Source organism: Ectobacillus antri (assembly GCF_003852715.1).
Lineage (GTDB): Bacteria > Bacillota > Bacilli > Bacillales > Bacillaceae_G > Ectobacillus > Ectobacillus antri.
On sequence record NZ_RIAV01000001.1, the window covers coordinates 340056 to 359469 of the forward strand.

The 19414-nt window shown below is 39.2% G+C and carries 15 protein-coding genes and 1 riboswitch; of the genes, 14 read left to right on the forward strand and 1 reads right to left on the reverse strand.

Translation table 11 applies throughout. The annotated features are described in order from the left end of the window. Nucleotides 1–29: 29 nt before the first annotated feature. The 3 genes from EEJ45_RS01750 to EEJ45_RS01760 all read left to right on the forward strand — a co-directional run bounded on the left by EEJ45_RS01750 (nt 30) and on the right by EEJ45_RS01760 (nt 4717). Nucleotides 30–1235 carry a branched-chain amino acid ABC transporter substrate-binding protein gene (locus EEJ45_RS01750; protein WP_124563052.1) on the forward strand — a complete coding sequence of 402 codons (1206 nt, stop codon included), beginning with the start codon at nt 30–32 and terminating at the stop codon, nt 1233–1235. Nucleotides 1236–2161: 926 nt separating this feature from the next. Further along, nucleotides 2162–3859 (forward strand): peptide ABC transporter substrate-binding protein, encoded by a 1698-nt coding sequence (locus EEJ45_RS01755; RefSeq protein ID WP_124563053.1) that lies wholly within the window; start codon nt 2162–2164, stop codon nt 3857–3859. A 150-nt stretch (nt 3860–4009) separates the two neighbouring features. Beyond that, nucleotides 4010–4717 carry a class I SAM-dependent methyltransferase gene (locus EEJ45_RS01760; RefSeq protein WP_245999804.1) on the forward strand — a complete coding sequence of 236 codons (708 nt, stop codon included), beginning with the start codon at nt 4010–4012 and terminating at the stop codon, nt 4715–4717. Between the two features lie 51 nt (nt 4718–4768). Here the strand turns inward: EEJ45_RS01760 and EEJ45_RS01765 are convergent, their stop codons facing one another. Beyond that, entirely contained in the window at nt 4769–5095 is a 327-nt protein-coding gene (locus EEJ45_RS01765; RefSeq protein ID WP_124563055.1) for a hypothetical protein, read from the reverse strand. Nucleotides 5096–5540: 445 nt separating this feature from the next. Between EEJ45_RS01765 and EEJ45_RS01770 the strand changes: the two genes are divergently transcribed. The 11 genes from EEJ45_RS01770 to rarD all read left to right on the forward strand — a co-directional run bounded on the left by EEJ45_RS01770 (nt 5541) and on the right by rarD (nt 19264). Continuing rightward, complete coding sequence (locus EEJ45_RS01770) at nt 5541–6770, forward strand: ATP-binding protein (protein WP_124563056.1); 1230 nt, start codon at nt 5541–5543, stop codon at nt 6768–6770. A gap of 100 nt (nt 6771–6870) precedes the next feature. After that, a complete protein-coding gene (locus EEJ45_RS01775; RefSeq protein WP_124563057.1) occupies nt 6871–7599 on the forward strand; it encodes a DUF3153 domain-containing protein in 729 nt (242 codons plus the stop codon). 77 nt (nt 7600–7676) lie between these two features. Then, nucleotides 7677–7779: riboswitch (SAM riboswitch) on the forward strand. Nucleotides 7780–7851: 72 nt separating this feature from the next. Beyond that, the gene (locus EEJ45_RS01780; protein WP_124563058.1) at nt 7852–8901 is read left to right on the forward strand and encodes an LLM class flavin-dependent oxidoreductase; all 1050 of its coding nucleotides are present in this window, start codon (nt 7852–7854) and stop codon (nt 8899–8901) included. A gap of 16 nt (nt 8902–8917) precedes the next feature. Continuing rightward, entirely contained in the window at nt 8918–9880 is a 963-nt protein-coding gene (locus EEJ45_RS01785) for an ATP-grasp domain-containing protein (protein ID WP_124563197.1), read from the forward strand. A gap of 111 nt (nt 9881–9991) precedes the next feature. Next, entirely contained in the window at nt 9992–10717 is a 726-nt protein-coding gene (locus EEJ45_RS01790; RefSeq protein WP_124563059.1) for a ZIP family metal transporter, read from the forward strand. A gap of 99 nt (nt 10718–10816) precedes the next feature. Then, a complete protein-coding gene (locus EEJ45_RS01795; RefSeq protein WP_124563060.1) occupies nt 10817–12061 on the forward strand; it encodes an ATP-binding protein in 1245 nt (414 codons plus the stop codon). 163 nt (nt 12062–12224) lie between these two features. Next, a complete protein-coding gene (locus tag EEJ45_RS01800) occupies nt 12225–14279 on the forward strand; it encodes a vWA domain-containing protein (RefSeq protein ID WP_380018013.1) in 2055 nt (684 codons plus the stop codon). 14 nt (nt 14280–14293) lie between these two features. After that, on the forward strand, nt 14294–17641 hold the full coding sequence (locus EEJ45_RS01805) for a tubulin-like doman-containing protein (protein WP_124563061.1): 3348 nt from the start codon (nt 14294–14296) through the stop codon (nt 17639–17641). Nucleotides 17642–17697: 56 nt separating this feature from the next. Then, complete coding sequence (locus tag EEJ45_RS01810; RefSeq protein WP_124563062.1) at nt 17698–18000, forward strand: hypothetical protein; 303 nt, start codon at nt 17698–17700, stop codon at nt 17998–18000. Nucleotides 18001–18056: 56 nt separating this feature from the next. After that, a complete protein-coding gene (locus tag EEJ45_RS01815) occupies nt 18057–18308 on the forward strand; it encodes a DUF1294 domain-containing protein (protein ID WP_124563063.1) in 252 nt (83 codons plus the stop codon). 47 nt (nt 18309–18355) lie between these two features. Continuing rightward, a complete protein-coding gene (gene rarD / locus EEJ45_RS01820; protein WP_124563064.1) occupies nt 18356–19264 on the forward strand; it encodes an EamA family transporter RarD in 909 nt (302 codons plus the stop codon). The last annotated feature ends 150 nt before the right edge of the window (nt 19265–19414 follow it).

A 19414-nucleotide genomic window follows, 5' to 3' on the forward strand; every position in this document is an offset into this window, starting at 1 on the left:
CAGAATAATATTACTCAGGGGGTATATGTATGAAGCGAAAAAAAGGCATATCCATGATGTTGGCAGGCGTTCTCATGAGCGGGTTGCTTGCAGGATGCGGTGGCAATGAAAAGACAAGCTCACCAACGACGACAGGTGCCAAGAATGATAGCAAAGTCATTAAAATTGTGTCGCAGTCTCCACTTTCCGGTGGTTCAGCTTCTTTTGGTGAATCAATGAAGCTAGGGGCGCAGCTAGCTGTGGAAAAACAAAAAGAAGAATTTAAAAAGCTTGGTTTTGATTTGCAATTTGTACCCTATGATGACCAGGGGGACCCTAAAAAGGGCGTTGCCAATGCCCAAACAATTACAGCAGATAAAGCGGTTTTAGGTGTAGTAGGGCACTTGATGTCTGGTGTTTCTATTGCAGCTTCCGAAACGTATGAAAAGCAAAATTTAGTTATGGTATCTCCTTCCAGTACGGCGGTAGATTTAACAGAGAGAGGGTTAAAATCGGTAGCTCGTCTCGTAGCACGTGATGATTTTCAAGGTCCAGCTGCTGCAAAATATGCAGTAGATACATTGAAGGCAGCCAACATCTTTATCATTCAAGACAAAACAGCATATGGACAAGGTTTGGCGGATGCATTTAAAAAAGAAGCTGAAAAAATTGGTGCTAAAGTTGTAGGTTATGAAGGGATTACAATCGGTGAAAAAGATTTTAATGGCGTGTTGAATCAAGTGGTTGCAAAAAAGCCTGATCTTGTTTACTTTGGTGGCTTGTACGCAGAAGGCAGTATTTTAGTCAAGCAGGCACGTGAAAAAGGGATTAAGGTGCCAATCATGGGTGGTGACGGTATCGACTCCCCAACAATGGCAGAAGTCGCTAAGGAAGCTTTAAAAGACACTTATTATACAACAGTTGCCACCTCACCAAGCACGACAGATAAAGGAAAAGCATTTGTAGATGACTATAAAAAGAAATTCAACAAAGATATCGAAGCATTTTCTGCATATGGTTACGACTCTGCTGCTGTAATTTTGCAAGGTATTAAAGATGCACTGCAGAAAAACGGTGGAAAGATGCCAACAAGAGAACAGGTTCGTGATGCAGTACGCAGTGTGACATCTTTCGACGGTGTAATTACGAACGTAAGTTTTGATGAAAAAGGGGACAATAAAAATGCGAAGGTATATATCTATAAGTTTGAAGAAGGTTCGTACCCTGGTAAGCAACAAGGAGAGGTTAGTAAGTAATGAGAGAGGCGTCCAATCGGGCGCCTTGTTTTTGTGTGATAAAAACGTGAAACCTATTTAGCGCTCAAGTGGGGTGTTTCCGCTTTTCTTAATGACTCTTTAGCGCTGTTTCAATGTATATAAGGCTACATGGTTTTTTCGATATAGAAACAGCAAGAAAATCATAGCTTTAGAACGCCTCGCTACGTGTATATGTTTTTACTTGACACGCGTATCTTTTAGGTACTGACCGCAATCATACATTGCCCGTTCTTCTTTCCCACCAAAAAAAGAATATCGTTTTTCTAATTGTACTTATATACATACTAACGAAGCAAATAGACTTGTAGCAACTTTCCTATACTACGAGAATATCTGCAAAACTTATTTCTCGACTTAGTATATGTATCCCCCCTATATCTTTTTATAAAATAGACATGTAATTCAAGAGTTTAATAAACGTATGGTAAGGAAACTATATTCAGGATCTAATGCTACGCTAATATAAATAAACATGTACACCAGTAATAAATAATAATTTTTATGTCATCAAATTAGTAAAAGAGCTATATATTGATAGGGATGTATTGTAAAATACAAGCTTTTAAGAGGGAAAGGAGAAAGAGGAACATGCATGAGGATGCATAAACAAGTATAAAAAATAAAACTATCTCTATTATCATGTAAAAGCACTAATGCAATATACAAATTTTGTTTAAATATGGATATATTTAGCCTGTGATATTCCGAGTTTTTACAATCTAGTGATAAATATTACAGTAATAAAATAAAATTTTAAAATTTTTTACGAATAGTACTTTACAAATCTTTAAAATTTAGTAGAATATAAACTAATAGAAATTTTCTGATAATTTTATCTCGAAATATTCATAGAATTAACAGAAATTTTCTATTGTCAGAAGATATATATTTTTTGAGGAGGGTACATGAGTATGAAAAAGAAAACCAAATTAGCTGCAGTGGTAGCGCCGGTTTTAGCTGTAAGCGTGGCGTTAACTGCATGTGGCGGCAACGATCAGAACACGAACACTGAGCCGAAAAAAGAGGGCAAAGGTGAAGAGAAGCTTGCTGCGAAGCAAGTATTAAACTTGCTAGAGTCTCAAGAAATCCCATCCATGGACTCGGTTAAAGCAACTGATGCGGTATCCTTCAACGTTATGAACAACGTTATGGAAGGTCTCTATCGTTTAGATAAAGATCAAAAACCAACTCCAGGTGTAGCTGAGTCTTTCCAAAAGAGCGATGATGGTAAAACATATACATTTAAACTTCGCAAAGATGCAAAATGGTCTAACGGTGACCCTGTAACGGCTAAGGATTTCGTATTTGCTTGGCAGCGTGCGGTGAATCCAGAAACAGCAGCTGAATATGCATATATCATGTTCGATGTGAAAAATGCAGAAAAAATTAACAAAAAAGAACTTCCGGTTGATCAATTGGGCGTAAAGGCTATCGATGATCAAACATTAGAAGTACAATTAGAAAATGCGGTTCCTTACTTTGTGGAATTGACTTCTTTCGCAACATTCTATCCGCAAAACGAGAAATTTATTAAAGAACAAGGTGCAAAATATGCGCTAGAAGCAAACACAGGCGTATACAACGGACCATTCGTACTTAGCGAGTGGAAGCACGAGCAAAGCTTCAAATTAACGAAAAACGATAAGTACTGGGATAACAAAACAGTTAAGTTGACGGAAATCAACTTCAACATCGTTAAAGACATTGGTACAGGTGTTAACTTATATGAAGCCGGCGATGTAGACCGCGCTCCTCTATCCGCTGAGTTTGTAGACAAGTACAAATCCTCTCCGGAGCTAGTAACGTCTAAAGATGCATCTGTATTCTTCTTACGTTTTAATCAAAAACGTGGTGGTCAAGATACTCCACTTGCAAACTTGAAAGTGCGTCAAGCACTTAGCATGTCCTTCGATAAAGCAGGTATCACAAACGTTATCCTAAACAATGGTTCTGTTCCTGCTGACTACCTAGTACCACAAGATTTTGTTAAAGGTGCAGACGGTAAAGACTTCCGTGCAACAAACGGCGCAATGAACAAGTTTAATGCTGATAAAGCAAAAAAACTTTGGGAAGAAGCAAAGAAAGAGCTTGGCAAAGATCAGTTAACAATCGAGTTGCTTAACTACGATACTGAAGCTGCAAAGAAAATCGGTGAGTACTTAAAAGCTCAAATGGAGAAAAACCTTCCAGGTCTAACAGTTAATATTAAGCAACAGCCTTTCAAACAAAAGCTTGATATTGAGTCTAAAGAAGACTATGAAATGTCCTACGCTGGTTGGGGCCCTGACTATCCAGATCCAATGACGTTCATTGATATGTTCGTTACAAAAGGTGCGCACAACCAAATGAACTACTCTAACCCTAAATACGATCAACTTGTTAAAGATGGAAAAACAACTTTAACAACAGATCCTAAGAAGCGTTTGGAAGCTCTAGCGCAAGCTGAGAAAATCTTGTTTGAAGATGCTGCAATCGCACCATTATTCCAACGTGGTACATCTTCTCTAATGCGTTCTAACGTAAAAGGTTTGGTAGAACACAACTTTGGTGGAGAATTCTCTTACAAATGGGGATACCTAACAGAGAAGGAAGACAAGAAATAATAAAAAAGAGAGCCTCGGCTCTCTTTTTTGATGTGATAGATTTTTTCTGTCAGAAAATTATTACGTTTCTTTTGCTATGCTAATGTTATATCACCTTTTAGGGGTATTTCGCATACATATACAGCAAAAAAGATAGCGGGGAGCATATGTATGCATTCTTACATTGATTTTTTGGCCCTGTTTGGTGTAGGTAGTGCACACCCAGGCGGATTTGCTCTTACAAAGCAATTGCTGACACTTTTGCCGCTCAACTCAAATACAAAAGTGTTGGATCTTGGTTGTGGCACTGGCAGAACAGCTGTGTATATTGCCAAACAATATGGATGTCAGGTAACAGCATTGGATTATCATCCTGTTATGATTGAAAAAGCCAAACGAAGAATATTACAGGAAAATGTCAACATAGAATTAGTACATGGCAACGCAGAACAATTGCCGTTTGCGGATGAAAGTTTTGATGTTATTATTACAGAGTCTGTTATAGCATTTACTAATATTTCTCGTACATTATCACAGCTGTATCGAGTGCTGCGCAAGCGAGGCTATGTAGCGGGTACAGAGATGACTATCGAAAGGCCTTTGTATGCCCAAGAATATGACCATATTAGAAAATTATACGGTGCTGCACAATATTTAACAGAACAACAGTGGCATGAGCACTTTACTAAGCAAGGGTTTCAACGTGTGGACGTGATACACAGAGATACAGTGGCAACAGCGCAATATGAGTGGACATCAGAGTGGGATATCTCTGCAAATATCTCTCAATCTCTCTATGAAATATGGGAGCAACATGAAAAAATTTTAGCTCTGTACGGTCATGTACTTGGACACCGTGTATTTCGATGTCAAAAATAAGAAGAAGCCTTGTATGAGGCTTCTTTTTTGTTTATAAGATGTGAACGAACATTAAAAGAAAAATAGAGCTGCTAAAGCGATGCCTACAATAAATCCTAACCCAAGCGCATACGCACCGCCGTAATAGTCATCGTCACATCCTCCGCGGCAATACCTTCCTTCATAACCATAACGGTCACTGTCGTATCCATATACTTCTTCGTCGTATGGAATGTAGCCAAAGCCACGATTATATCGTTGTCGAATAGGTTCAATCCAAACGGAATCATCAGAAACCTTTGTAATCCTTCCAATATGATAGTTGCCAGATTTGTCTTGAATACGTACAACCTTGCCATTATATTGGCAACATAGATGATAACATTGTTGTCGGTTCATTATAAACCTCCTTTCACCTCATGATAGAGTATGAAAAAGGACAAACATTGCTTGTGTGAATATCTCGAATGTATTAAGTTAAAAAGAAGTCTCTTATCTAATTGCAACTGCACATTGTTCATTCTTCTCTGTTATCTAAAAAGCATGCCTGCTGTTCTAGTTGCACTTCTTTAGCAAATTATGTTTTTTATTTGTATATATCTATATAAGTACAACTAGAAAAAACGACATTCTTTTTTGGGGGAAAGAAGAACGGGCAATGTATGGTTGCGGTCAGTGCCTAAGAGATACGCATGTCAAGTAAGAACATACACACGTAGCGAGGCGTTCTGGCGCAGTTATTTTTTTGCTGTGTTTATATCGAAAAAACTATCTAGACTTGTATAGCCATTGCATTTACCTGTAAAAATTTATAGTATTAGAGATATAGATGGATAGGGGATAGATGATGCTAGCTGAGAAATTACTATTACATATCTTAATTATTATGGCTCCGATGTTTTTCTATGGGTTATTTATAGAACATCACTCATTGAAGAAGTCAAAAATACTAGGTGGTATACTTCAAGGAGTGGCAGCTTGTTTGTGTATGTTATTTCCTTTTATAAGCCATGGATTTCATTGGGATTTACGATATGTCCCTATCATTGTAGCGTTTTTGTATGGGGGGCCGATAGCAGGAACTATCGCTTTTCTGATGGTTATATGTATGCGTATTGCGATTGGTGGCCCTATTGTATTATATGGTATAGGTATTATTGTGTTATCTGTATCGCTTTCTTGTATGTTCGTAAAGCGCTTTTATGAATATTCACCAAACCGTAGAATCATGATAGGTGTGTTAATGGGCGTTTGGTCCGCTTTCTCTGCTACCTTAACTGTGTTGCTTTACATGTGGAATACAAAATCTTGGAAATATGACCTGGCTGATGACTTATTACCTATTGCACTCATTCAAATGCTAGGTATGATTGCTTCTGTTTTAATGCATGAACTAATTGTGGAACGAATTGTGATGCGTCAAGAGATGAAACGCGTTGAAAAAATGAATACACTCGGAGAATTAGCGGCATCAATTGCTCACGAAGTACGAAATCCGCTTACTGTAGTGAAGGGCTTTTTACAAATGATGAAACAAGGGGAAAATTATCAATATGTACCGCTTGTACTGAGCGAAGTGGAACGAGCAGAAAAGATTATTAGCGATTATCTTAATTTTGCTAAACCGCAATTTCAAGAAAAAAAGCGTTTTTGTTTAGATATTGTATTAAATGAGGTTTGTATATTACTCGAACCATTAGCCATGAACAAAGGAATTTCTTTACAAGTTAAAATGGGGGCAAATCCACTTCTTGAGACCGATGCAGATCAGTTGAAACAAGCGCTGTTGAATATTATTAAAAATGCTATCGAAGCTACCTCATCAGGAGGTGTAGTTGTTACCACTGCCGCTGTAAAAAGTGGTGTTGAAATTCGAATTGTCGACACAGGGAAAGGGATGACCACCGAGCAGCTTGAAAGAATTGGAACGTTGTTTTACACAACGAAAGACAAAGGAACGGGACTTGGGACATTGATCTCTTTGCGTATTATTAACATGATGAATGGGACACTTATGTATAAAAGCCAACCAGGGGTCGGTACCGAAGCTACAATTACGTTACCTACAGTATAATTTTCAGCCCCATAAAATAAGACAATGCCGGTTATACTAATGTAACAATACAAATAATAGTCTTTTAGCTGTATTGTAAGTTGATAAAGGGGCGTCTAAGATGCGATACCGGGTACTTTTATTCATATGTTTTATCGTTCTCGGAGGTTGTGCGAAAGGAACAGCCAATTTTACAGTGCATAAAAATGGCAGTGCTGATGCAACAATTCAATTTGCACTAAAACAGGAATTAAAGCGTTATACAGCTGATTTAAATCTATTTTCGTCTATGCAAGATGTACTTCGTAATCAAGGATTTCAAATAGAAGCGTTCGATGGTCCAAAAGAATTTGGCTTTAAAGCAAAGCGTCACTATCATTCCTTGCGTGAATTACAAGGAAGTGAACCCACAAGTATTCCCGCTAGTGCAAAGAATCGTATGGTACATGTTTCTTATCAGGAAAAACAATCGCTATTTTTTAAGACGTATCGTGTACGTGCAAGAGTAGACTTGCAACCTTTGTATGAGGATTTTCTATACACGTTTACTCGTAAGTTTCAAGCAGCGGATTGGACAGCGAACTATATTGGAGATGAGCTTACTAAACAGTTTTTACTTCATGTGAGAGTGACATTACCCATTAGAGCGTCCTCATCTAATGCAACGCAAGTTGATAAAGGTGGTAAAGAACTGGAGTGGAAAATGAGTTTACGTAAGGTTAATGATTTGCATGTGGAAATAAAAGTGCCGCGTATACGCAACTTTGCTTTAGCTGCCGGAGCAGGACTATTACCTTTAATTATTTTTTTCGTTTGGTGGAAACAGCGCCGTTTGCAAAAAAAGAAATAATTATATAACTTTTCGGAATTATATTGACTTTTACACAAATAATCCTTACAATTTGGATACAATTGTATATCGTTATTTTCTTATCCAGAGAGGTGGAGGGACTGGCCCTTTGAAGCCTCGGCAACGGATTTATTATAATACCGTGCCAAGTCCAGCAAGCATTTGCTTGAAAGATAGGGGAATGAAATATTTGCATATTTCAGCCTCTTTCTGTCTTTAGAAAGAGGTTTTTTGTATAAAAGGGGGATGGCTATGAAGTATGGATTTTGGACGCCGATTTTTGGTGGTTGGCTCCGTAATGTAGAAGATGAAAATATGCCGCCAACTTATGCATATGCAAAGGAAGTAGTACAAGCAGCTGAGCGCTGGGGATACAATACTACTCTCATTGCTGAATTATATCTTAATGATATTAAAGGACCAGAACACGACTCATTAGAAGCTTGGACGACAGCTGCAGCTTTGGCAGCTGTTACAGAGAAAATGGAAATTATGACCGCAATTCGACCAGGATTTCATAACCCAGCTGTGGTAGCTAAGATGGCAGCTAACATTGATCATATCAGTAAGGGGCGCTTTACACTGAATGTGGTTTCAGCTTGGTGGGCAGAAGAAGCCAAGCAATACGGTGGTATTTTTTCAGAACATGATGAACGATATGAGCGTGCGAACGAATTTGTAGATGTATTAAAGGGACTATGGATAGAAGAGACCTTTACGTATGAAGGGAAATATTATAATATTCAAAATGCAAAGCTTGCTCCAAAGCCTATACAAAGACCAAATCCTATTTTGTATGCGGGTGGGGAAAGTGAAAAAGGAAAGCAAAGTATTGCATCTTTTGCGGATGCATATGTCATGCATGGAGGAACGCCTGAAGAGGTTGGCATAAAAATTGCTGACATGAAGGTGCGCAGACAAAAGATTGGCAGAGAGGCATTTCACTCCTTTGGTATGGCTGCATACGTCATTTGTAGGGACACAGAAGAGGAAGCATTACAAGAACTACAACGCATCACAGATATAAAAACGGGAAGTGCATATGCTGGATATGATGATTTTGTTAGCAAATCACAACTCGAACAACAAGTAAAGTTATATGATTACTCGGTATCTAATCGCGGGTTACGTCCTAACTTAATTGGAACACCTGAGCGAATTGCAGAGCGTATTCTGGCTTTTGAACAAGTTGGTGTGGACCTGTTGTTACTACAATTTTCGCCGCAATTAGAAGAAATGGAGAGATTTGCAAAGCAAGTGATGCCACTAGTTGAACAAAAAAGAAATCAAATCACAATATAGAAAGAGAGTGGAAATGATGGGGAAAATTTATGTAATTCATGAAAACAGTGAGTGGACAGTGCATTTAACTAAGCGCTTAGATGAGTTGCAACTACCTTATGAAGAGTGGCATCTAGATAAAGGGTGTATTGATTTATCAACCGTACCACCTGAAGGCATTTTTTTTAGTCGTATGAGCGCATCTGCGCATACAAGGGGACATCGTTACGCGCCGGAATATACAGCAGCTGTTTTGCATTGGTTAGAGGCACACGGTCGTAAAGTATATAATGGTAGCCGTGCTCTTTCTCTAGAGGTTAGTAAAGTACTGCAGTATCTTGAGCTTGAAAAGCATGGTGTACGAACACCAAAAACAGTTGTAGCGGTAGGTCGTTCTCAAATTTTAGAGGCGGCCAAGGCCTTTGATGGACGTCCTTTTATTACAAAGCATAATCGCGCTGGTAAAGGTCTTGGCGTGCAATTGTTTCAAAGTTTGGAAGCATTGCAAGGATATGTAGAGAGCCAAGCGTTTGAAGAGCCTGTTGATGGCATTACATTGGTGCAAGAATATATCAAGTCGCCTGAGTCGTATATTACACGCTGTGAATTTGTAGGGGGGAAGTTTGTGTATGCAGTACGTGTGGATACAACAGAGGGGTTCCAATTGTGTCCTGCAGATGCTTGTCAAATTGGAGATTTATTCTGCCCTGTAGGAGAGGAAGTGGAAACAAAGCCAAAGTTTCAAATAATAAACGATTTTCAGGAAGATGTCATTGCAAACTATGAAAACGTGCTTGCGGCTAACGGAATCAGCGTAGCTGGCATTGAGTTTATACGCGATGCAAACGGAATTATTTACACGTATGATATTAATACAAATACAAACTATAATTCTGATGCTGAAGCAGCGACAGGTGTATATGGCATGCTTGAAGTTGCGAAATTTTTACAGAATGAACTTCATAAGTACTATCCAAACAGTGTACCTACTCTTTCGTAATAGATATAGTGAAAAGATCTTCGTCAGATGATGAAGATCTTTTTTGTGTTTGATAGACATGTCAGCCCAGCTTGTACATATATTGTAACAGATACGATTGAGGAGGTTTATATGGATCCGATGTATACAGGCAGTATTATATCTTCGCTTTGCACAATAGCGGGGGCAGTTCCCGCTATGTTTTTAAAGCATGTTTCGCATCGAGGTCGTGATATATTACTAGCATATACAGCTGGGATTATGGTAGCAGCTTCTACATATGGATTAATCCCTTCAGCGATGAAACTATCAAATATATATGTGCTGACCATCGGTGTTTTGCTCGGAACGGTGGCGCTGACTTTTCTGGATAGTTGCTTGCCACATATGGAACTTGAAAGGAAAGAACATCCATTTCAAGGCGGCCACCCCTTACTTTTAATTGCGATGACCTTTCATAATATACCGGAAGGCCTTTCAGTAGGTGTGAGTTACGGTAGTCATGTAGCTGATTTAGGCCCATTGGTTTCATTTGCAATTGGACTGCAAAATGTACCAGAGGGGTTTCTTGTCGCGCTTTATTTAGTATCACACGGCGTAAAACCGATATATGCTCTGTTGTGCGCGGCTTCTACAGGAATACTAGAACTTGCCTTTGGTATCATCGGTATCTCGTTTGCGGGACAATTCTCGGCGATTGTTCCGTATGGATTGGCGTTTGCGGCAGGAGCAATGTTATTTGTCGTGTATAAAGAATTGATTCCAGAAAGTCATGGGGACGGAAACGAACGTTCTGCAACATTCTCCTTTATTGGCGGTCTCTTAACAATGATTGCACTAACGCATTTTATTCGCTAACAAAAATTGTTAATAAAGTTCTGAATAAGCTATTTTTTGAAAGGAAATTTCAGCGATGTTGTCGAATATGAAAGTATGTTGAAATGTGGGAGGCGAACGATGTTAGCTGAGAAATTGCTATTGCATATTTTAATTATCTTAGCACCCATTTTGATTCACCATGCTTTTTTCGAAAAATGGCGTTTTGGCAATTCGCCATATCTGTATGGGGTATTACATGGTGTCGCAGCAGGCTTATGTGTGTATGTTTCTTATTTTAGCCACGGAATGCATTGGGATTTACGATATGTCCCGATTGTGTTGTCCATGTTGTATGGTGGTCCAATTGCCGGTGGCATTGTGTGTGTGGTCGTGTTATTTGTTAGAGGTTTATTAGGTGGTGAGGCACTTGAAGCGGCTTATGGAGGCGTATTGTTGGTTGCTACAACTTCATATTTCCTTTCATTGGTGTTTCAACGTAAAAAAGTGAGAAAGCGAGTACGAATGATCTTGATTAGTAGCATCAGTGCAGTTTGTATAGCCTTCGCAATCATCGCTTTCTATGTTTTAAATAGCAGTGTGGCCAACCATCAGGTATTGTGGGACTATGCCTTGTTTAATATTATTCAAGTTATTGCAATCGGTTTCGCAGCCATGTTAATTGAAGAAAATCTAGAAAGAGTCCGTATAAAGTCTGAAATGCAACGTACGGAAAAATTAAATACATTGGGTGAGCTTGCTGCATCGATTGCGCATGAAGTACGCAACCCATTAACAGCAGTTAAGGGTTTTTTGCAGCTGATGGAGCAAGAGAAGCAGGTAAACCCTACGTATTTACCTATTATATTAAGTGAAGTGAACCGTGCCGAGGCGATCATTAGTGATTATTTGACTTTTGCTAAGCCTGAGATTAAAAAAGTAGAATCGTTTTCTATCGCAGATTTGCTAGAAGAAGTAGCGCAAATATTAGACCCACTGTTACTGCGTAGAGATGTACGTTTAACTCGAGCGTTTCAGTCCAATGCCCGAATGAAAACGGATCGTGATCAACTTAAGCAGGCACTTATTAATATTGTCAAGAATGCGATTGAGGCCAATGAGAGTGGAGGAACAGTGAGCATAGGTTTATATGTAGCCAATCATAATGCTTACATTCAAATTAAAGATACTGGTAAAGGAATGAATAAAGAACAGCTGTCTCGCATTGGTACATTATTTTACAGTACAAAAGAAACGGGAACAGGGTTAGGAACTGTTGTTTCAATTCGGATTATTGAGATGATGAGAGGGAAAATATCATACAAAAGTGAGCCAGGTTTTGGAACCGAAGTTACGATTCGATTACCCATTATAGAAACAAAGTGAGCCTTGCACCGTTGTGCAAGGCTTTTTTTATATTTATACGATAATTATATTATGTAAACAGATGAGCTTGACACAAATACAAGTCATATCAACTTTTTTCGCTCATATGATGAAGCATAGGAATTTGTCTATGCTTATCCTCGTGTAAAGGTGGCTTCAGCATATGAGAAAACACTTGATGGCCACATGTGCGCTGTTGCTTCTTGTTCTGATATGGACGCCTAACGTGGTAAAAGGCGAGCAGAAACAAAGAACAGTCGTATTGGTATACGATGACTCGGGAAGTATGCGTACTATGAACCGCTGGATGTATGCCAGTTATGCATTGCAAAGTTTTGTGGGTCTTCTTTATGAAAATGATATATTTTCATATGTTCCTATGAGCACACCAGATAAGGAAATCGCTGTTTCGCTTACAAACAGGCAATCTGAAATGCACAACATACGTAGCTGGAATAATTATAAAAATACGCCGTTTCAGTCTGTTGAAACAGCAATTCAAGCATTAAAACGTCAAGCAGGGAAGGGTGCTGATGAGTTGTGGTTGATTGTACTGACTGATGGAGCCTTTAATGAATTAGAAGATCCCAATAATCCGCAGTATGAAGGGAACAAAAAGCGAATTGCAAGTACACTGCGCAACTTTAAAAGTGAAATGGATCAAAAGAAAGTAGCTATACACACAGTGTTGATTACAATGGAATCGCATCTTAGCGAAATAGAAAAACAACAAGTTAATACATTTAAAGAAATTTGGCAAGATACGACTAAAGGAATTGTGCTTCCAACCGATGGAGAGTCTGGAATTATAAATAGTGTAAATGCAGCAGCTGCTTTAGTTGCTAACCGTGATCCATTTTCTCATGTAGAAGATGCTGTGAAAACAGAGATAGAAGATAACCATGTGAAGATTATCTCACCGTTTCCGGTGCGGCGTATAACGCTTGTGCAACAGGGAACACAACAAAATGCACGTGTGAAAACAAGTCCATTTGAAAAGGTAGATTCATATGTAATAGAAACACCGCAGCCGCTCATTCAAGGGTATATCACTCACTTGTCCTATACTCGTAAAGTCATCCAACCAGGCACATATGACATTATATTAGAGCAGCCACCGCCTCCCGATACAAGAATATTAGTAGAACCGGATTTAGATTATAAAGTTACTGTATATAAAGAAAATACACGTAGAGAAGTAAATGGAGAGGTGTATACAGGGGATCCGCTCATTATAGAAGCAAAACCAGAGGAATTGCCGACAAAATCTTCTTATTTTGCTGCGTATATTATGGTGGATAAACAACAACGTTCTATGACCTGGAATGAGGAAAGAAAAGCATTTCAGTATCGGTTACATGCTACATCACTTCGTGGTTCTATCAGTATGAACATTAAAGGCTTTTATCAACAAACTAAGGAATTTCAAATTACAGCGGTTCCCAAGCCGAAATTATCATTGCGCGTAGAAACCGTAAATTGGAAAGAATCTGTAACGGAGCTCGTGCATGCGAAGCCTCTTGTTTTACAACCGCTTTTAAACGGAAAAGCGATGACGAAGGAAGAACTAAAAAATGTTTCCTATCAAGTTCGTTTGAACAAAAATATTCGCTATGAATTGCATCATAATGAAAAACTATATGTCTATTTACGTCCGTTATATTCAAATACTTTCAATTTCACTGAAACAGGAAACGCAGAAGCAACTGTTACAATGAAACACCCGGAATTTGGAGAGGTGTCACAATCTATAATGTTCACTGTAGAAAACACCTCTGTGTGGCAACGTTACCATATCTTGTTGCGCTATGTTATTCCAAGTGTGCTGGTGTTTGTGTTAGTGATGTTTGTGATTGTTGGATGGATTGTCAAGCCGAGGTTTCATCGACGTGCTCTTGTTTCGTATGAATTAGATCAGTCTCTATCAGATGAGTGGATTCACAAAGCGGAACCTGAAGTGTTACGAGGACCTTGGTGGAAGCTAGGGATACCGTACCGGGCGGAACGTCGAACAGTCCAATCTATAACCTTTGTGGCTAAAAAAGGAACAAAAGCAGTGCTAGTAGCCAAGGAGTGTCAAGTGGAAGGGATGGTGATAGACGGGTCGTTTTTGCAACAAGATGAGATTGGTGCAGAGCATAGAACTTTATATCCGAACGAAACAATTATTGTAGATCGCGGTTATGGAAAAGAAACATATTGGTATGAGTGTGATTAGAAGGGGTGAGGAGTATGAGCACACAAGTTCCGACAATTTTAATTGGTTTAGGTGGGATCGGGAGCTCTATTACGCATCGTGTATACGGGAAAATTCCGAAAGAGCGTCGTAAGAAAGTGGCAATGCATGTGTTTGATACGGATATCAATACGGTAGGACGATTTGGTAACAAAAAATTTGTTACACAAACGAGCTCTAGTAAAACGCCGCGCGAGTATATTGCGGAGGATCCGACTATTACAGATTGGTTTCCAGAAGACCCAACTATTTTAGATAAACCGCTTACCGAAGGAGCGGGACAATTGCGCGTTATTTCACGTTTAGCCTTACGTGCTGCGATGAAGGATGATAAATTGACCGCGTTTTGGCAAGAGATTGAGGGGATTTTTCCGGTTACTAGTGACACGACTGAATATGGTGTTCGAGTTATTATTATCACGTCGCTTGCAGGTGGTACGGGATCGGGGATGTATCTGCAGACTGCCTTGTATTTACGTGAGATGTTACGAAAAAAATTACAGCATAATAACATTATTATACGAGGAGCATTTTTACTTCCAGACGCTTTGGTGAAAACACGAACAATCAGTGCTAAAGAGTATGAGACCGTTCAAGCGAATGGATATGCTTCGTTGAAAGAGTTACATGCGATTACACTTGGCTCTTCTGGTGAATTGTCGAGGCGAGGCGGAGCAACGATTGAACTCGAATATCGTCCCGATCAAGTAGATGAAGATGGTCGAACTAATCATACGATTATGCAAAAGCATCTTCCCTATAATTATTGTTTCTTGTACGACTACGAAAATTTACATGGCCATCATCTGCAAAACTTATCAGACTATATGGAACAAATGACGAATACGATTTACCTCCAATTGTTTAGTCCTATGTCAGCTAACCATTTTGCGCAAGAAGACAACCAAATTCAACAGTTAGCAGACTCAAATGGAAAAGCTCGTTATTGCGGTGCAGGTGCTGCAAAACTTATTTATCCGTATAGTCAAGTGGTTGAGTATGCGTCTTTAAAGTGGGCTGTACAGGGGTTAGACGAATCATGGTTACATCTTGATAAGCTGTATGATGAGAAGAAACTACGATATGAACAGGATATCAGGCGGGGCGTACAGCGAGAAAAACCTGACCGGGGCAAAAGTTTTCTAGAAGATCTGGAGCATTTGGCAACAAGACCAGAGCGCGCGCATCCTTTTTATAAACAAGTATATATAGAAACACGGGAAGGTGCGGAAGGAAATAAGCCAGGCACGTCAAAGGCGAAGCAGTTTTTAGAGGCTGTAGAAAGTTATGTACAGCGCACAGTGCAAAAAGATGAAGAGTTGAATCGTTTACAACGCGAGTGTAAAATCATGACCGCCAAACTAAAGATAACAGAGCACATGAAGGGAGAAGTGGGGCGGGTTGATCATGCAGTTCGTTTATATGCTTATAGCATCCCAAGCCGTGTCCACGAACATGTCACTACACTGGTATATGATATGATTGAAGCCGATCAATTCTCTCCGATTGGTACAGAGGGACAATCTTATCAGCTTAATACTTGGTTTTTAAAGCGACCATCACCAGTGCATCCTGTGACAGCTCGTTACATGTTATATGAGGTGCGCAAGCTTCTTGGAGAGCGCATGAAAAAGTTGCAAGAGAGCAATGAGCAAAAGCGTGTGCTGATTCAAAACTATGATAAGAAATTTAATCTAGGTAATATAGAGGGACCAGTGAGCGCAGTGCGGCGTGTGGAATTGGCAGAGCAGCAGGGCTGGTTTGGCAAAGTTTTTTATAATATGCATCGCTCTTTCCGCAAGGAGTTTCAAGATATTATTAGTCAATATGTAAATAAGCTCACGGCTTATCGCAAGGAAATGCTCTTAGAGCTTGTCTATCAGACAATTTATCAAGCTGTGGAAGAAATGATTCGACATTGGGAGCGCTTTTTTGATAATTTACATGAAACACGTGAAAACTTGTTGCTCGAAATTCAAAAGCGCGCGAAGGAATTCGAAGGAAAAACAAATCCGACAAATGTGTATGTGCTGGCCAGTGAGGATATGCAAGAAAAGCTTTGGAAGCAAGTGTACCAAAGTGTAGATAACGGCTTGCCGCCGGATATTTCAGCCGAAATCTATTTAAGCTTGTACCGAGCTTATTGCAAAAATAATGCAACAAATGAGAAGGCACAAAAGGTAGAAGACTTTTATCGTACGCATATCTTGGCATACTGCCGTAGTGAGCTTCAATCTCGTTATCGAGACAAACTTGATCTCAATATTGTGGAAGCGCTCCGTAAAGAGGCAGATTTAAAAGGGCAAGATCGCAACGAATATGTAAAAGAGCGGATCGACAGCTTAATTCGTCTTGCTAGTCCGTTTATCCCAAAGGTTGCTCACCATCGGGAGCTTCAGTATTGGGGCATACATCCATATGTATATCGTGAACTAAATGAAGAACTCCTTCAAGAAGTATTTGAAGAAAAAGAAACGGTAGATACAGCGTTTTCACCATATGAAGTCGTTTGTTATCGTGCGCATTACGGTTTATCGCTTCAAGATTTTCCAAAGTTATCAGCAGGTCATGCAGGACTGAGTGACGGGAAAGGTGATTACTTTCAAGCCTATTATCGCCGTGTGCATAAGTTAAATGGCAAAAAGTCTAATCTAACACCGCATCTTGATAAATATTGGCATCTTCCGGCGTTTATGCCTGACTTAAACGCCACGCAAACGAAGCTTGATGAAGAAAAATGCAATCGTGCCTTTTTATACGCTTATATTTTTAGGTGGGTAAGTCTGGCGCTGGTAGATGAGCAAATGGTGTATCAATATAACGGAGTAGGGCGCAGTTCTTTAATTCAGTCACGCGGTCAGAACGTGACAGGAGAAGGGTATAAGCTCCACAGAGGGCTTCTTCACAATCCGTTCATATATGAGAATATTATTACACGTTTTGAACAAGAGCAGGAACAAGCATTGCAAACGAGTGGCCATTTATACACACATCCATTTGTGACAGGAGCCCAAGATGTAAAATGGTTACGCAAAGAATTTGTTCATAATATATTAGATGTTGTGCTGATGTATGGTAGTGAAGCGAAACGCGATATCACACTTGAAGAAACATCCGATGAGTTACTCCGTCTGCTGCTCAATGAAATTGAGAGCTACTTTAAAAATTACTATGGGGCAGGAGCAGAAGGCGTGGCCCGAAAGGAAGCGGCTATTTTTATTGAGCACCTATGGAATCGCTCTTACGCAAAAGGTTTTGTAAATGAAAACAGCGCGTCATATCAGAAGTGGCAGCATATGCTTGGTGTACAGGATTCCTTTGAAGAAGCAGAAACAAATGCATAAAAGATTGGAAATGAGGTACCCTTACCGTAAGAACGTTTTACGGGAGGGTATTTTATATGCCGTTTACAGACGGAACGTATCAAGGTTTTGGATTATATCCAGGAACTTATAATATGCAGTTTGACTATACAAGCAAGATGCATCATGATTCATATGAAGTATATGTCAATGAGGATTTTGTTGGCATGAAAGCAATGACAAATGATGCAGAGCATATTCAAAGCGTCGCGGAATTTTTACACGGTCGCGGTTTTACAGATTTTACGTCCAGTATTGACGGAGATCATTATACGATTCACACGAAGGAGCAAGCTGCTTTGATGAAAGAATATATAGCGATGTATTTGAATAATCGTTAGCCACAGTACGCCACCTGCTCTTATGGTATAATACAGAAGTAGAGGAGTTGTGGTGGATGAAATGGGCATATATATTCGTTATAAATGTGTGGGCATTTTATTTAATGTGGTCTGATAAACAAAAAGCAAAGAAAAGAGAATGGCGAGTATCCGAAAGTGCATTGTTCTTTGTGGCAGCTATCGGAGGTGCATGGGGTGCATGGTTAGGTATGTATGCATTTCGGCATAAAACACAAAAAATGCCATTTGTTATTGGAATGCCTTTTCTCGCCTTTTTAACAGTTGCAATTTTATGGACAATGCGGTAAATACGCATTGTTTTTGCGTTGTATTACATATAGAGGGAGAAGATAAAATGAATATGCAGCAAAAAGGAGCCTGGTATGCCGGCAGTGCTTATGTGATGTGGGGGGTTTTGCCTTTATATTGGAAGCTTCTGCAACATGTACCTTCAGAAATTATTTTAGCACATCGTGTAATATGGTCATTTGTCTTTATGATGGGTATTATGGTATTCAAACAGCAATTCCATGCTTTATGGGTGTCCTGTCGAAATCTTGCAGCACAGCCTAAGTTATTGTTACTATTAGTGACAGCGTCCTTTCTGATTAGTATAAACTGGTTTATTTATATTTGGGCCGTAAACCACAATCACATTATTGAAGCAAGTCTTGGCTATTATATAAATCCACTCGTTAGTATTTTACTAGGGATGGTTGTTTTAAAAGAAAGGCTAACATTTTGGCAAATCATTTCAGTCCTTTGTGCAGCAACAGGTGTAAGTATTTTAACATTGTTATATGGTGCTTTTCCGTGGATTGCACTTTGCTTAGCCGTTAGCTTTGGGATATACGGTTTGGTGAAAAAGGTAATCGCTCTTGATGCTGCAGTTGGATTAACAATAGAAACGTTATTAATTGCGCCTGTTGCGCTTATATATGTTATGCTACCTCATACCAATACTGGTGTTATAGAATGGCACGACTTATTGCTTCTTGCTGGTGGGGGTGTAGCGACAGCACTACCACTTTTATATTTTGCTAAAGGTGCTAAGCTAATCTCTTTATCTATGATTGGATTTTTGCAATACATTGCCCCAAGTATTAGTTTGGGAATCGGGGTATTTTTATATAATGAGAGATTTACGCATGCGCATATGATTGCATTTTCATTTATATGGATTGCACTTCTTATTTTTTCATTTGCGAACACAAAGTTAATGAGGCGTTTGCGCCCAAATACCCGAAAAGATAAGGCGGTATAAGTATTTTTATAATCTTATAGAAAAATGAGAAAAGCGTATATTAAAATGGAAATAAGTATATAAGTCTAACTAAAAAATCCGACATTTTTTTGGATAGGGAAAAGCAATAGGCACTGACAGCAGTCACGTCCTAAGAGACCTAAGACGATA